The organism is Caenimonas terrae (assembly GCF_042655405.1).
Classification (GTDB): domain Bacteria; phylum Pseudomonadota; class Gammaproteobacteria; order Burkholderiales; family Burkholderiaceae_C; genus Ramlibacter; species Ramlibacter terrae_A.
In genome coordinates this window covers 270,971-285,381 of sequence record NZ_JBHSMF010000010.1, presented here as the reverse complement: position 1 = coordinate 285,381, position 14,411 = coordinate 270,971, and the positions used below count along the sequence as shown (strand labels likewise).

The 14,411-nt window shown below is 69.0% G+C and carries 17 protein-coding genes and 1 tRNA gene; 2 read left to right on the top strand and 16 right to left on the bottom strand.

Annotated elements, in window-relative coordinates; genetic code table 11:
- Positions 1 to 43: 43 nt before the first annotated feature.
- The 10 genes from gap to ACFPOE_RS20560 are packed head-to-tail and all read right to left on the bottom strand — an operon-like array spanning position 44 to position 10,246.
- Entirely contained in the window at positions 44 to 1,048 is a 1,005-nt protein-coding gene (gap, locus tag ACFPOE_RS20605; RefSeq protein WP_376852202.1) for a type I glyceraldehyde-3-phosphate dehydrogenase, read from the bottom strand.
- A complete protein-coding gene (locus ACFPOE_RS20600) occupies positions 1,045 to 1,785 on the bottom strand; it encodes an HAD-IA family hydrolase (RefSeq protein ID WP_376852201.1) in 741 nt (246 codons plus the stop codon). The genes gap and ACFPOE_RS20600 overlap by 4 nt, the downstream gene beginning before the upstream one ends.
- Positions 1,782 to 3,860, bottom strand: coding sequence for a transketolase (gene tkt / locus ACFPOE_RS20595; protein ID WP_376852200.1), 2,079 nt, complete (start codon positions 3,858 to 3,860; stop codon positions 1,782 to 1,784). The genes ACFPOE_RS20600 and tkt overlap by 4 nt, the downstream gene beginning before the upstream one ends.
- Positions 3,861 to 3,874: 14 nt before the next feature.
- Complete coding sequence (locus ACFPOE_RS20590) at positions 3,875 to 4,759, bottom strand: phosphoribulokinase (RefSeq protein WP_376852199.1); 885 nt, start codon at positions 4,757 to 4,759, stop codon at positions 3,875 to 3,877.
- Between the two features lie 37 nt (positions 4,760 to 4,796).
- On the bottom strand, positions 4,797 to 5,885 hold the full coding sequence (locus ACFPOE_RS20585) for a class 1 fructose-bisphosphatase (RefSeq protein ID WP_376852198.1): 1,089 nt from the start codon (positions 5,883 to 5,885) through the stop codon (positions 4,797 to 4,799).
- Between the two features lie 33 nt (positions 5,886 to 5,918).
- Positions 5,919 to 6,620, bottom strand: coding sequence for a ribulose-phosphate 3-epimerase (gene rpe, locus ACFPOE_RS20580; RefSeq protein ID WP_376852197.1), 702 nt, complete (start codon positions 6,618 to 6,620; stop codon positions 5,919 to 5,921).
- Positions 6,617 to 7,354 carry an HAD-IA family hydrolase gene (locus ACFPOE_RS20575; protein ID WP_376852196.1) on the bottom strand — a complete coding sequence of 246 codons (738 nt, stop codon included), beginning with the start codon at positions 7,352 to 7,354 and terminating at the stop codon, positions 6,617 to 6,619. Before ACFPOE_RS20575 ends, rpe begins: the two co-directional genes overlap by 4 nt.
- Before the next feature lie 9 nt (positions 7,355 to 7,363).
- Positions 7,364 to 8,299, bottom strand: coding sequence for a CbbX protein (cbbX, locus tag ACFPOE_RS20570; RefSeq protein WP_376852195.1), 936 nt, complete (start codon positions 8,297 to 8,299; stop codon positions 7,364 to 7,366).
- 40 nt (positions 8,300 to 8,339) lie between these two features.
- The gene (locus tag ACFPOE_RS20565) at positions 8,340 to 8,774 is read right to left on the bottom strand and encodes a ribulose bisphosphate carboxylase small subunit (RefSeq protein WP_376852194.1); all 435 of its coding nucleotides are present in this window, start codon (positions 8,772 to 8,774) and stop codon (positions 8,340 to 8,342) included.
- Between the two features lie 17 nt (positions 8,775 to 8,791).
- Positions 8,792 to 10,246, bottom strand: a complete 1,455-nt coding sequence (locus tag ACFPOE_RS20560; RefSeq protein ID WP_376852193.1) for a form I ribulose bisphosphate carboxylase large subunit — start codon at positions 10,244 to 10,246, stop codon at positions 8,792 to 8,794.
- 95 nt (positions 10,247 to 10,341) lie between these two features.
- Between ACFPOE_RS20560 and ACFPOE_RS20555 the strand changes: the two genes are divergently transcribed.
- Entirely contained in the window at positions 10,342 to 11,343 is a 1,002-nt protein-coding gene (locus ACFPOE_RS20555) for a LysR family transcriptional regulator (RefSeq protein ID WP_376852192.1), read from the top strand.
- Here the strand turns inward: ACFPOE_RS20555 and ACFPOE_RS20550 are convergent.
- From ACFPOE_RS20550 to ACFPOE_RS20530, 5 genes are all read right to left on the bottom strand, one after another.
- Positions 11,330 to 11,821 (bottom strand): thioredoxin domain-containing protein, encoded by a 492-nt coding sequence (locus ACFPOE_RS20550; protein ID WP_376852191.1) that lies wholly within the window; start codon positions 11,819 to 11,821, stop codon positions 11,330 to 11,332. The two genes, ACFPOE_RS20555 and ACFPOE_RS20550, sit on opposite strands and share 14 nt — an antisense overlap.
- A complete protein-coding gene (locus tag ACFPOE_RS20545; RefSeq protein ID WP_376852190.1) occupies positions 11,818 to 12,801 on the bottom strand; it encodes an MBL fold metallo-hydrolase in 984 nt (327 codons plus the stop codon). The genes ACFPOE_RS20550 and ACFPOE_RS20545 overlap by 4 nt, the downstream gene beginning before the upstream one ends.
- 17 nt (positions 12,802 to 12,818) lie before the next feature.
- Positions 12,819 to 13,160: an ArsR/SmtB family transcription factor gene (locus ACFPOE_RS20540; protein WP_376852189.1), complete on the bottom strand. Its 342-nt coding sequence runs from the start codon at positions 13,158 to 13,160 to the stop codon at positions 12,819 to 12,821.
- A 22-nt stretch (positions 13,161 to 13,182) separates the two neighbouring features.
- A complete protein-coding gene (locus ACFPOE_RS20535) occupies positions 13,183 to 13,608 on the bottom strand; it encodes a DsrE family protein (RefSeq protein ID WP_376852188.1) in 426 nt (141 codons plus the stop codon).
- Positions 13,609 to 13,755: 147 nt separating this feature from the next.
- Positions 13,756 to 13,846: transfer RNA gene (locus ACFPOE_RS20530), tRNA-Ser, on the bottom strand.
- Between the two features lie 27 nt (positions 13,847 to 13,873).
- On the opposite strand from ACFPOE_RS20530, the gene ACFPOE_RS20525 reads away from it, so the two are divergent.
- Positions 13,874 to 14,176, top strand: a complete 303-nt coding sequence (locus ACFPOE_RS20525) for a hypothetical protein (protein WP_376852187.1) — start codon at positions 13,874 to 13,876, stop codon at positions 14,174 to 14,176.
- 10 nt (positions 14,177 to 14,186) lie between these two features.
- Here ACFPOE_RS20525 and ACFPOE_RS20520 read toward each other — a convergent pair whose 3' ends face one another.
- Positions 14,187 to 14,399, bottom strand: coding sequence for a hypothetical protein (locus ACFPOE_RS20520; protein ID WP_376852186.1), 213 nt, complete (start codon positions 14,397 to 14,399; stop codon positions 14,187 to 14,189).
- Positions 14,400 to 14,411: the final 12 nt, after the last annotated feature.

Here is a 14,411-nt window from a genome sequence, read left to right as displayed (position 1 = left end):
GTCTCTCCGTTCAGGGGGTTTCGGATCGGTCGCAGGGGGCGCTTCAGGCGGGACGGGCCGCGACCCGCACCATCTCCAGGCACTTGTTCGAGTAGCCCCATTCGTTGTCGTACCAGGACACCAGCTTGACGAAGGTGCCGTCCAGCGCGATCGAGGCGTCGGCGTCGAAGATCGAGGTGCGGGGATCGCAGCGGAAATCGGTGGCGACCACCTTGTCCTCGGTGTAGCCCAGGATGCCCTTGAGCGCGCCTTCGCTCTGCGCCTTCATCTCGGCGCAGATCTCCTTGAGCGTCGCTTCCTTGACCAGCTCGCAGGTCAGGTCCACCACCGAGACGTCGGAGGTCGGCACCCGGAAGCTCATGCCGGTGAGCTTCTTGTTCAACCCGGGGATCACCACGCCGACCGCCTTGGCCGCGCCGGTGGACGACGGGATGATGTTCTCCAGGATGCCGCGGCCACCGCGCCAGTCCTTGTTGCTCGGGCCGTCCACCGTCTTCTGCGTCGCGGTGGCCGCGTGCACGGTGGTCATCAGGCCGCGCTTGATGCCCCACTTGTCGTTGACCACCTTGGCCAGCGGCGCCAGGCAGTTGGTGGTGCACGAGGCGTTGGAGATGATGGCCTCGCCCTGGTAGCTGTTGTGGTTGACGCCGAACACGAACATCGGCGTGTCGTCCTTGCTGGGGGCCGAGATGATCACCTTCCTGGCGCCGGCGGCCAGGTGCTTGCCGGCGCCGGCCTTGTCCAGGAACAGGCCGGTCGACTCCAGCACGATGTCGGCGCCGATCTCGCCCCACTTGAGGTTGGCCGGGTCGCGCTCCTGCGTCAGGCGGATCTTCCTGCCGTTGACGATCAGCGTGCTGCCGTCCACCTTGATCTCGCCCTGGAAGCGGCCGTGCACGCTGTCGTACTGCAGCATGTAGGCCAGGTAGTCGGGCTCCAGCAGGTCGTTGATGCCGACGATCTCGATGTCGCTGAAGTTCTGCACTGCGCTGCGCAGCACGTTGCGGCCGATGCGCCCGAAGCCGTTGATGCCGATCTTGATGGTCATTGGAGGATGGAAGAAGAGGGGGAGGGAGGAAGTGCCTGGTGCGGCGGCGCCAGCGCGTCGAGCAGCGGCTGGAAGTCGGCGAGCAGCCGGTCCGGCCGCGCCGCCGCGATCGGCTGGCCCATGTTGTAGCCGTAGGTCACGGCCCAGACCGCCACCCCGGCATTGCGCGCCGTCGCCACATCGATGGACGAGTCGCCGACCAGCAGGGCGCGATCGGCCGGGATGCCGAAGGTCTGCAGGCAGTGCGCGACGCCGGCCGGGTCCGGCTTGCGGGTGGCAAGCGTGTCGCCGCACACCACCTGGTCGATCAGGCCGTGCAGGCCGTGCTGGCGCAGCAGCGACAGCGTGAAGCGCTGCTCCTTGTTGGTCAGGACGGCGCGCTTGACGCCGTGGCGGCCGAGCGCTTCCAGCGTCTCACGCACCAGCGGATAGACCCGGCTGCGGGTGCCGCTGGCCAGCGCGTAGTCGACGGAGAAGTCCCCGAGCGCCCGCCGGAACAGCTCGCTGTCGCGGATCTCGGCCAGCGGCGTCTGCGTCGCGAAGGCCAGCGCCTCGGCCAGCAGTTCGCGGGTGCCGCGGCCGATCCAGTGCTCGACCTGGCGCAGTTCCACCGGCGGCAGGCCCAGGCGCTGCAGCGTGGCGTCGACCGCGTCGCGGATTTCGGGCGCGGTTTCCACCAGCGTGCCGTCCAGGTCGAACAGCACCAGGTCGAACCGCCATGGGGCCGGCGCCGTCATGCCGGCACCGCCGGTTCAGCCGCGTCCGGGTGGTGCGCCGGCGCGCTCGCGCCCTGCACGAGGCGGCGGACCTCGTCGCCGATGCGCGCGGCCGTGATGCCGAAGTGCCGGTAGAGGTCGCTGGCGGGCGCCGATTCGCCGAAGCTGGCGATGCCGACCACCGCGCCGCTGCGCCCCACGTACTTGCGCCAGAAGTCCGGATGCGCTGCTTCCACCGCGACCGCCGGCAGGCGCGGCAGCAGCACCCGGTCCTGGTAGGCCGGCGGCTGGCGGTCGAACAGGCTGGTGCACGGCATCGAGACGACGCGGGTCGCGATCCCTTCGACCGCCAGTTCGGCCTGGGCCGCCATGGCCAGCGCCACCTCGGAACCGGTGGCGATGATGACGGCCTGCGCTCCCGCCATGTCGGACAGCACGTAGCCGCCGCGACGCACCTGCTGCGCCAAGGCGGCGTCGGCCAGCAGCCGCGGCAGGTTCTGCCGCGACAGGCACAGCGCCGACGGCCCGTCGCTGCGTTCCACGGCGCACATCCAGGCCACCGCGGTCTCCAGGCCGTCGCAGGGCCGCCAGACATCGAGCTGCGGGATCAGGCGCAGCGAGGGGATGTGCTCGATGCTCTGGTGGGTCGGGCCGTCCTCGCCCAGGCCGATCGAGTCGTGCGTCAGGACGTGGATGACGCGCAGCTTCATCAGGGCGGCCATGCGGATGGCGCTGCGGCTGTAGTCGCTGAAGGTCAGGAAGGTGCCGCCGTAGGGGATGTAGCCGCCATGCAGCGCGATGCCGTTCATGATGGCCGCCATGCCGAACTCGCGCACGCCGTAGGACAGGTGGTTGCCCCAGGTGTCGCGCCCGGCCCGCACGCAGCCTTTGAAGTTGGTGAGGTTGGAGGCCGTGAGGTCGGCCGAGCCGCCGAACAGTTCCGGCAGCAGCGGCGCCAGGCCGTCCAGCGCCTGCTGGCTGGCCTTGCGGGTGGCCACCGGCTCGGCCCGCCCCGCCACCTGCTGCAGCAGTGCGGTGCTGGCCCCGGCGTAGCCGGCCGGCAGCACGCCGGCGCTGCGCCGCTGGAACTCCGAGGCTTCTTGTGGAAACAGCTGCCGGTAGCGGTCGAAGCGGGCCTGCCACTCGCGCTCGGCCTGGGCGCCACGGGCACGGGCGTCCCAAGCCGCCGCGATGTCGGCCGGGATGTCGAAGGGCCCGGCGGTCCAGCCCAGCGCCTCGCGCGTGGCCTGGGTTTCCTTCTCGCCCAGCGCGGTGCCGTGGACCTCGTGGCTGCCGGCGCGGTTGGGCGAGCCCTTGCCGATCACGGTCTTGCAGCAGATCAGGGTGGGCCTGCCGTCGACGGTGGCGGCCTGGGCACGGGCCTGTTGCAGGGCGGCGTCGACCTGCTGCGGGTCATGGCCGTCCACCGCTGCGATGACGTTCCAGCCGTAGGCTTCGAAGCGCCCGGGCGTGTCGTCGCTGAACCAGCCCGCGACGTGGCCGTCGATCGAGATGCCGTTGTCGTCGTACAGGGCGACCAGCTTGGACAGGCGCAGGGTGCCGGCCAGGGAACAGGCTTCGTGGCTCAGGCCCTCCATCAGGCAGCCGTCGCCCAGGAACACGTAGCTGAAATGGTCGACGACGTCGAGGCGCTCGCCCTGGTGCGTGCGGTTGAACTCCTGCGCCAGCAGCTTCTCGGCCAGCGCCATGCCGACCGCGTTGGCCAGGCCCTGGCCGAGCGGGCCGGTGGTGGTCTCCACCCCCGGCGTCACCCCGACCTCCGGATGGCCGGGGGTCTTGCTGTGCAGCCTGCGGAACGCCTTCAGCTCGCCGATCGGCAACGCGTAGCCGGTGAGGTGGAGCAGCGCGTAAAGCAGCATCGAGCCGTGCCCGTTGGACAGCACGAAGCGGTCGCGGTCGGGCCAGGCGGGATTGCCGGGGTTGTGCTTCAGGTGCCGGTGCCAAAGCACCTGCGCGATGTCCGCCATCCCCATGGGCGCACCCGGATGGCCGGAGGCGGCACGGTCGATGGCGTCGACGGCCAGCATGCGCAGGGCGTCGGCCATGCGGCGCTCGAGGGCGGGCGTGCGGGTCATGCTCGTTCCGCTTTTCATGCCGCCGCCAGCGCGCGCTTGCGCCGCTCCATCATCCGCCAGATGAAGGGCGTGAAGATCAGCTGCATGGCCAGTTCCATCTTGCCGCCCGGCACGACCACGGTGTTGGCGCGCGACATGAACGAGTCGTTGATCATGTTCAGCAGGTAGGGAAAGTCGATGCCCTTGGGCTGGGCGAAGCGGATCACCACGAAGCTCTCGTCCGGCGCCGGGATCTCGCGGGCGATGAATGGGTTGGAGGTGTCCACGCAGGGCACGCGCTGGAAGTTCACATGGGTGTGGGCGAACTGCGGGCAGATGTAGTTCACGTAGTCCGGCATGCGGCGCAAGATGGTGTCGGTGACGGCCTCGGTGGAGTAGCCGCGCTTGGACTTGTCGCGCCACAGCTTCTGGATCCATTCCAGGTTGATGACCGGCACCACGCCGATCAGCAGGTCGGGATAGCGGGCGATGTTGACCTCGGGCGTGACGACGGCGCCGTGCAGGCCTTCGTAGAACAGCAGTTCGGTCGCTTCCGGCAAGGGCTCCCACGGCGTGAAGGTGCCCGGCTCCTGCTTGTAGGGCGCCGCTTCGTCGGCGTCGTGCAGGTAGCGCCGGCGGGTGCCCTGGCCGGTTTCGCTGTAGCTGCGAAACAGCTGGGCCAGTTCCGGAAACAGGTTGTTCTCGGGCCCGAAGTGGCTGAAGTTGCGGTCGCCCGCCTTCTCCGCCTCGGCCTGGCGGGACTTCATCTCCAGCCGGTTGAAGCGGTGGAAGCTGTCGCCCTCGATCACCGCGGCGTTGACGCCCTCGCGGCGGAAGATGTTCTCGAAGGTGCGGGTCACCGAGGTGGTGCCCGCGCCGGACGAGCCGGTGATGGCGATGATGGGATGTCGCTCGGACATGGGGGTCTCCTGAGGCTGAAAAATCTTGGGTGCGCGTTCAGGCCGTGAACAGGCTGCGTTCGCCGAACAGCGGGGCGGCGCTGTCGCCCGGGCCCGGCTCGGCGTGGTAGCGCTCGATGCGCTCGACCTCGCAGCGCGAGCCGAACACCAGGCCGATCCGCTGGTGCAGCGATTCGGGCTGCACGCCCAGCACCGGCCGGCGCGCCGTGCTGGCGCGGCCGCCCGCCTGTTCCATGATGAAGCCGATCGGGTTGGCCTCGTACAGCAGCCGCAGCCGGCCGGCGCGGGTCGGGTCCTTGCTGTCGCGCGGATAGAGGAACACGCCGCCGCGCATCAGGATCCGGTGCGCCTCCGCCACCATGGAGGCGATCCAGCGCATGTTGAAATCCTTGCCGCGCGGCCCTTCGCGGCCGGCCTGGCACTCCTCGACGTAGCGCCTGACCGGCGGCTCCCAGAAGCGGCGGTTGGACGCGTTGATCGCGAACTCCTGCGTCTCGGCCGGCACCCGCAGGTCCGGGTGCGTCAGCATGAATTCGCCCAGGATCGGGTCGAGCGTGAAGCCGGCCACGCCGTTGCCCACCGTCAGGACCAGCATCGTGGTCGGTCCGTACAGGGCGTAGCCGGCCGCGACCTGCTGCTGGCCGGGCTGCAGGAAATGCGCTTCCTCCAGCTCGCCGGCGACGGCGTCGTCGGGCGCCCGCAGCACCGAGAAGATGCTGCCGACCGAGACGTTGACGTCGATGTTGCTGGAACCGTCCAGCGGATCGAACAGCAGCAGGTACTTGCCGCGCGGGTACTGGGCCGGGATCGGGTGCGGGCGCTCCATCTCCTCGGACGCCATGCCGGCCAGGTGGCCGCTCCATTCGGTCATGCGGATGAAGATTTCGTTGCTCAGGACGTCGAGCTTCATCTGCTGCTCGCCCTGCACGTTGACGGCCACGCCGTCGACGCCGGGGTGGCGGCCCAGCATGCCGCCCAGCTCGCCGTAGGCCACGGCCTTGGCGATGGCCTTGCAGGCCAGCGCCACGTCCAGGATCAGGGCGTTGAAGTCGCCGGTCGCCTGCGGGAAGCGGCGGCGCTGGTCGATCAGGTATTGCGTGAGGGTGGGGCGGTTCGACAGGGGCATGGCAGTCTTTCTCGGGAAGAAGATGCGCGGCCGCTAGGCCACGGCCTCCACGGCGTGCGTGCGCAGCCGCGACAGGATTTCGCTGTAGCCGCCGCCGGCGTCGGGCGCGCCGAACACGGCGCTGCCGGCTACCAGCATGTCGGCGCCGGCGCGCGCGATGCGGCCGATGTTGTCCAGGGTGACGCCGCCGTCCACACCCAGGCGGATCGGCCGGCCGCCGTGGCGGACGTGCTCGTCGATGCGCTGGCGTGCGGCCCGCAGCTTGGGCATGGTGCCTTCGATGAAGCGCTGGCCGCCGAAGCCCGGGTTGACGCTCATGAGCAGGACCATGTCCAGCTTGTCCATGACGTGCTGCATCCAGTCCAGAGGGGTCGCCGGGTTGAACACCAGGCCGGCCTTGCAGCCGTGCTCGCGGATCAGCGCCAGGGTGCGGTCGACGTGGCGCGACGCCTCGGGATGGAAGGTGATGATGTCGGCGCCGGCCTTGGCGAACAGCGGCACCAGCGGATCGACCGGCTCGACCATCAGGTGCACGTCGATCGGGATGCGGATGTGGCGGCGCACCGCCTCGCACACCATCGGGCCCATGGTGAGGTTGGGCACGTAATGGTTGTCCATCACGTCGAAATGCAGCATGTCGGCACCGGCCGCTTCCACGGCCCGGGCCTCGTCGCCCAGCCGCGAGAAATCCGCGGCCAGCAGGGACGGCGCGATCTGCAGGCAGCTGCGGCTCATTGCATGGCCTCCGTCGACTGCGCACGCCAGGCCTGCAGGTCGGCGGCGCCCACGCCCTGCAGGCTGTCCAGGACGCGCAGGGCCCCATGGAAATCATGGTGGACCGTGAAGTGGGTCGGCGTGATGACGGTGTCGATGCCGGCGGCGCGGGCTGCCCGCAAGCCGTTGGACGAGTCCTCGAAGGCCAGGCAGGCCTGCGGCTCCAGCCGCAACGCCTGCAGCGCCCGCTGGTACACCTGCGGATGGGGCTTCTTCAGCGGTGCGGTGGAGGCGTCGCAGATCACCGAGAAGTCCAGCCGCCAGGCCGGACCCATGGCGCGCCGCAGCAGGGCCGCGACGTTGGCGGGAGAAGTGGTGGTTGCGATGGCCAGCTGCAGGCCATGGCTGGCGGCGTCGCGCAGCAGCGCCAGCACGCCCGGGCGCAACGCGATGGCGCCGGCGTTGACCATGGCCTCGTAGGCGGCGGTCTTGGCCAGGTGCAGCCGCTCCACGGTGTCGCGCACCGCGGCGCCGTCGACGTCGACCACGTGGCCGCGGGTCTGGCGCCAGTAATGCAGGATCCGTTCCTTGCCGCCGGAAACATCCAGCAGCTGCGTGTACAGCGGCTCGTCCCACTGCCAGTCCAGGCCTTCGGCGGCGAAGGCCTGGTTGAAGGCGGCCAGGTGGAAGCGCTCGGTGTCGGCGAGCGTGCCGTCGACGTCGAAGATCAGCGCCTGGAGCGGTCGGTGGTCCATGGGATTTCCTCAGGTGATGGCAAACACGCGGCTGGCCAGGATGTCCTCGGCCTCCAGCGTGGTGAGCTGTTGCGCGCTCAGTTGCGCGTCGCGCTGGGCGAACAGGCGGCTGGCCTGGCGCAGCCGCGCCCGGTCCAGCGCATTGCGCACGCTGCGCGCATTGGCGAAGTGCGGCTGGCGGATCCGCAGGCCGACGTAGCGCGAGAGCGCTTCGCGCGCGCCTTCACCCAGCCGGTAGTTCTGCGCCTCCAGCATCTTGTCGGCGATGGCCAGCAGTTCCTCCGGCTGGTAGTCGGGAAAGGCCAGGTGGTGGGCGATGCGCGAACTCAGGCCGGGATTGCTGCGGAAGAAGGTTTCCATCCGGTCCTGGTAGCCGGCCAGGATCACGACCAGGTCGTCGCGCTGGTTCTCCATCACCTGCAGCAGGATCTCGATCGCCTCCTGGCCGTAGTCGCGCTCGTTTTCGGGCCGGTACAGGTAATAGGCCTCGTCGATGAACAGCACGCCCCCCATCGCGCGCTTGAGCACTTCGCGGGTCTTGGGCGCGGTATGGCCGATGTACTGGCCGACCAGGTCGTCGCGGGTCACGGCCACCAGGTGGCCTTTGCGCACGTAGCCCAGCCGGTGCAGGATCTGCGCCATGCGCATGGCCACCGTGGTCTTGCCGGTGCCGGGGTTGCCGGTGAAGCTCATGTGCAGGCTGGGCGCCTGCGCCGTCAGCCCGAGGTTCAGCCGCAGCTTGTCGATCACCAGCAGGGCGGCGATGTCGCGGATGCGGGCCTTGACCGGCGCCAGGCCGACCAGGTCGCGATCGAGTTCCTCCAGCACGGCCTCGACCTGGGATTCGGCCAGCACTTCGCCGACGGTGCGGGCGATCCGCACGGCTGGCGCCGGCTCGGCCGACGCCGCCGGCGCGGCCGGCATGAGGTGAAGCGGCATGGTCATGGTGTTGCTCCTGGCGCCCGCACGCTGGCAGGGCGGGCGGTCAATAGCGCTCCCGCTCCGGCTTGTTGGCCGCATAGCTGCGGGTCGTGTAGCGGATCACGCGGCCGCCGACCTCCTGGCGCTCCAGGGCGAAGCCCGGCTCCTGCTCCGGCCGGCCGACCAGGAAGCTCATCGCGATCGATTCGACGCCACGGGTGGAGTCGAACGCCATCAGCCGGATGTAGTGGCTGGGGAACGCCTTGCGGCACTGATGCACTTCCGCGAGCACGCCGGCGGCGTCGCGCAGGTCGAACATCGGCATGCCGAACATCTCCCAGTAGGTGTTGCGCGGATGCGGGTCGTCGGTGTACTCGACGCTCCAGGCGTAGCCCTTGTCCAGGCCGTACTGGATCTGCAGCGTGATCTCGGCGTCGGTCAGATCGGGCAGGAAGCTGAACTGGCCCTGGGTCAGGCGGCCGGTGGGGTTGGTCATCATGGCGGTTGCTCCTTGGTTCAGGCGGCCACGGGCGTGACCGCGTAGTCGCTGCTGTCGGTGGACTGGTAGTTGAAGCTGATGTCGCCCCAGGTATCGAGCGCGGCGCGCAGCGGGCCGCAGGTCTGGGCGGCGCGGCGCAGGATGTCCGGGCCTTCCTGCAGGATGTCCCTGCCTTCGTTGCGGGCCTTGACCATCGATTCCAGCGCGACCCGGTTGGCGACGGCGCCGGCCTGGATGCCCTGCGGGTGGCCGATGGTGCCGCCGCCGAACTGCAGGATCACGTCGTCGCCGAACAGCTCCAGCAGCTGGTGCATCTGGCCGGCATGGATGCCGCCCGAAGCCACCGGCATCACCTTCTTGGTGTCGGCCCAGTCCATGTCGAAATACAGGCCGCGCGGCAGGTCGATCTTGGTGTAGCTGTCGCGGCAGACGTTGTAGTAGCCCTGCACGGTGAGCGGGTCGCCCTCGAGCTTGCCGACGGCCGTGCCGGTGTGCAGATGGTCGCAGCCGGCCAGCCGCAGCCACTTGGCGATCACGCGGAAGCTGACGCCGTGGTTCTTCTGCCGGGTGTAGGTGCCGTGGCCGGCACGGTGCATGTGCATCACCATGTCGTTGCGGCGGCACCATTCGGCCATCGACTGGATGGCGGTCCAGCCGATCACCAGGTCGACCATCACCACCACCGAGCCCAGCTCCCTGGCGAACTCGGCGCGTTCGTACATCGCCTCCATCGTTCCGGCCGTGATGTTCAGGTAAGAGCCTTTCACCTCGCCGGTGACGGCCTGCGCCTTGTTGACGGCGTCCATCACGTACAGGAAGCGGTCGCGCCAGTGCATGAAGGGCTGCGAGTTGATGTTCTCGTCGTCCTTCATGAAGTCCAGGCCGCCCTTGAGGCCCTCGTAGATCACGCGGCCGTAATTGCGGGCGGACAGCCCCAGCTTGGGCTTGGTGGTGGCGCCCAGCAGCGGCCGGCCGAACTTGTCGAGGCGCTCGCGCTCGGCCACCAGGCCGGTGGGCGGGCCCTTGAAGGTCTTGACGTAGGCCACCGGGATGCGGATGTCCTCCAGCCGCGCGGCCTTCAGCGGCTTGAACGAGAAGACGTTGCCGATCAGGCTGGCCGTCATGTTGGCGATCGAGCCTTCCTCGAACAGGATCAGGTCGTAGGCCACATAGGCGAAGTACTGGCCCGGGTTGTTCGGCACCGGCTCGACCCGGAAGGCCTTGGCCCGGTAGCTGTCGCAGGCGGTCAGGCGGTCCGTCCACACCACGGTCCAGGTCGCGGTGGAGGATTCGCCGGCGACCGCCGCGGCCGCCTCTTCGGGGTCCACACCCTCCTGCGGCGTGATGCGGAACAGGCAGATGGTGTCCGTGTCCTTGGGCACGTAATCCGGCATCCAGTAGCCCATTTGCCGGTACTTGAGAACGCCTGCGCTGTAGCGCTTCTTGGCATCGGTGATCTGCTGGTCGGCCATCGCTTGCTCTCCTGTGTGGGTGGTGTGAAAATAACTATAAGTCGCGGCTTAAGTAAGGTAAATTCAGGTTTTGTTCACCACTGGTTAAGTGATCCATGAAGAACGCGACGTTTCGCCAGTTGCGGGTGTTCAGCGAAGTGGCCCGGCACCTGAGCTTTGCCAAGGCGGCGCACGCGCTGCACCTCACTCCGCCCGCCGTCACCATGCAGGTGAAGGAACTCGAAGGGCACGTCGGCTTTGCGCTGTTCGACCGCGGCGGGCGCAGCGTCGCCCTGACCACGCCCGGCGAGTACATGCTGGTCTACGCGCGGCGCATGCTGGCGATCCTCAAGGACGCGGAGGACGCTGCCGCCCGCCTCAAGCAGGTGGAGGTCGGGACCCTGACCATCGGCATGGTCAGCACCGCGAAATACTTCCTGCCGCGGCTGCTGACGCAATTCCGGCAGGAACACGAGGGCGTGGAGATCCGGCTGGTCGAGGGCAACCGCGGCGAACTGGTGCAGATGCTGCAGGCCAACGATGTCGACATCGCCGTGATGGGGCGGCCGCCCAAGGAGCTGGCCACCCGCACCGAGCCCTTCGCGGCCCATCCCCACGTGTTCGTCGCGCCCATCGGCCATCCGCTGACGACGGAGGAGGGCGGCGCGCCGACCGCCGACTCACTGCGGCCCTACGGCTTCATCGTGCGCGAGCAGGGCTCGGGAACCCGCGTGGCGCTGGAAAAATTCCTGCAGGAAGTGCACCTGGAGCCGCGCGTCATCATGGAGATGGGCAGCAACGAGACCATCAAGCAGGCGGTCATCGCCGGCATGGGAATCAGCTTCCTGTCGCTGCACACCCTGCAGCTGGAGCTGGACAACCGCCTGCTGGCGGTGGTCAACGTGGCGGGCACGCCGGTCGTGCGGGCCTGGAACGTGGTCCACACGCTGTCGAAGGTGCTGTCGCCGGCGGCCGAGGCCTTTCGCTACTTCATCCTGGAACGCGGCGAGAGCTACCTGGCGCAGCATTTCGCCGCCCACCGGCAGCTGCTGCGCGATGCGCCCCCGAGTTCGACGCCGCGGGGCCAGCCGGACTTCGCCGGGCTCAGCCCAGCGTGAGCTGCGCGGTGTGCAGGCGCTCGTCCAGGTAGGCGCCGTAGAAGTCGGGAATGGAGGCGCCGGCCAGGCGCTGCGCAACCTCGCGGCCGCCCTTGCCGAAGAACAGCACCGTGGGCGCGACGCCCACGCCCCAGGCGCGAAGCATCTCGGCATGCGAGCGCAGCTTGCCGTCGAAATCGCGCACCGGCTGCGCGCTGCCCATGTCCAGCTGGACCACCTGCAGGCCGGCCTCGGCCCGCAGGGGCGCCAGGTAGCTGTTGCGAACCACCCGGCAGAAGGGACAGCCCAGCAGGCTGGCCATCACCACCAGCGGCTTGTGCGCCGCCAGCGCCGCAGCCAGCTCGGTGGCGAGCGACACCGACGCGGGCAGCGTCGCAGCGGCCGCACTGCCGGCACGGCCCCACGCCACCACGCCGAGCGCGGCCGGCAGCAGGGCGAAGCGGCGGCGCGAGAGCCGGTCAGGACCGGGAGGGTTCATGGCGGTTCGTGCTCCATCAGCAGGTAGGTGTTGTAGGCGTTCATCCGGTTGGCGGCATGGAACAGCGGCAGCTTCTCGAAGCGCGACCAATCGGTCTGCTGGTAGGCCTCGTCGAAGGGATCCATGTTGCGGGCGGCCCGGGCCATGGCCTCGCGCAGGTACACCAGGTAGTCGCGCGTCAGTTCGATGTCCTCGCGCGGCGAATTCGACGCCGGGCCGTGGCCGGGAACGATGACCTTGGCGTCGTAGGCCAGCACGGTGTTCAGGGCGGCGACCCAGTGCCGGCTGTCGGCCTGGCCGACGAAGGGCAGCCGGCCGCGGAACACGATGTCGCCGGCGAACAGCACTTTCTCGGCCGGCAGGTACACCACCATGTCTTCCGGGGTGTGCGCCGGCCCCACCGGCTGCAGCAGCAGCTTCACGCCGCCGACCACCAGCTCGCGCGGGCCGTCGACCCATTCGTCTGCCGCCACCAGGTGGGTCTCGGCGTCGATCCACGGCGCCAGGTCGGTGCGCGACGCTTCCAGCCGCAGGCGTGCCGTGTCGGAGTTGAGGTACTCCAGCCCGTGGCGCTGGGCGATGATCTTCGCGCCGGCCCGCTTGAACTCCTGCAAGCCGTAGATGTGGTCGGCGTGGTAGTGGGTGAGGATGACGTGGGTGACCGCCTTGCCGGTGCGCCGCCGCACCTGCGCGATCAGCTCGCGCGCCAGCGCGGGCGAGCCCAGCGCGTCGATGACCACCACCCCGGCCGGCGTGTCGATGAAGCCGGCGTTGGAGATGAAGTTGCGGTTGGCCGGGCTGCCCATCGCCGATTCGCCCTGCACGTACCAGGCCGAGGCCGAGACCTGTTGCGCCACCATCGGCGTGGGGGCGGGCGCGGGCGCAGCGGCCGGCTGGGCGTGGGCCGACAAGGCGGCGCCCAGCGCCAGCAGGGCAACGCCGGCGCGGACGATGGCTGCCAGCCGCGCGCCGGTCGTCATGGCATGCGGGCGCACGGTCAGCGCCCTCCGTCGGTTTCGATCGCGATCTGGGTGCAAACCGCGCGGCACAGGGTCACCACGCGGTCATTGGTGATCCGGTAATAGATCTGCACGCCGTCGCGGCGCTTGCCGAGCACGCCGGCCTGGTACAGCGTGTTCAGGTGCTGCGACATGTTGGGCTGGGTGGTCTCGATCTCGGACAGCAGTTCGCTGACGTTCTTTTCGCCGTTGCACAGGCTGGCGATGATCTTCAGGCGCATCGGCGCCGACATCACCCGGAACACCTCGGCGGCGAGTTCGAACACCTCGTCGGATTCGACCGGTCCGGCCCCGTTGTTGCTAAGCGCTCGTTTGGGCATGGTTGGGGGAGGCTTCGCGCGCTCAGGGTTTGATGTAGGCGTAGTGTTCGCGGGACTGCAGCTGGGCGATGCGGACCACGCCGGACGGGGTGAAGTCGGCGTCCATGATGAACTGCTCCTTCTTGAGATCGCGGGTGCGCATCGTGATCTCGCAGACTTCGAAGCGCACGCCGCGGGCCTTGAGCGCGCTCACCAGCGAGGCGTAGTCGATGTTGGGGTTCTTCTTGTCCTTGGCGCCTTCCATCAGGAAGTCGATTCCTTCGGCATGCGTGACAACGATGATCTTGGTGTCCGGGGCCACGTCCAGGTGGTTGCGCACGTTGCGCAGGCCCTTGGTCGCCTGGGCTTCGGAGTTGTCGATGTGGTAAACCACCTTGTCCTGCGCCAGCGCGGGCAGGGTGAGGAACAGGGCGGCGGCTGTCGCCAGGATGCGGGCCAGGGCTCTCATGGGGGGTCCTTCGTGTATCGATGTATCGCCAACCGCCAATATAAGCCAGTTGCCATGGCGGGCCAACCGGGGTCGACCCTAGGACCTGCCGCCCAGGCAAAAAAAAACACAAACGGCCGCAAGGCTGTTTGTGCTTTCGTCGTTCTCTGGCGGAGCAGGCGGGATTCGAACCCGCGGAGGGCTATTAACCCTCACACGCTTTCCAGGCGTGCGACTTAAACCGCTCATCCACCGCTCCGGAGCCCTCAATTGTAGCAGCGCCGGTTTGCGCTCCGCTGGCGCTGCCGGCGGTGTACCATCCGGCCTCTTCGACATCGGCATCGCCTTGACGTTCATCCGCAGTATCTGGGACGCCGCGCTGGGCCGTCCCGCCCGGCCCGATTTCCAGCCGTCCCAGGGCAACCGCCGGCGGGTGGAAATCTACGATGCGCTGATCGAACGGGCCCAGGCCCGGGCAGAAGCGACCGGCAGCGTGGACGACCGCCTCAAGGCGCTGCACCTGATTTCCCGCCTGGACGCCAGGTGCAAGCGCGAGATCCGGCGCCGGGAAGACCAGACCAGGCCCTGAGCGGCCGCGGTCACGGGCCGGCGGCCAGGTCCTCGCCGAGCCGGGCCAGCAGTTGCCGCAGCCTGGCGCGCAGGTCCAGCACTTCGGAGTAGATCGTTTCCGGCCTCGGCCCCTGCGGGCCGGCCAGCTTGAGGTGGGCGGCGAGCAGGTCGCGCTCGGCGCAGTGCAGGTCGCGGTCGACCTGTTCGAGTTCTTCGTAGCGGGCGGCCAGTCCCAGGCACATGGCGTCCTCCGG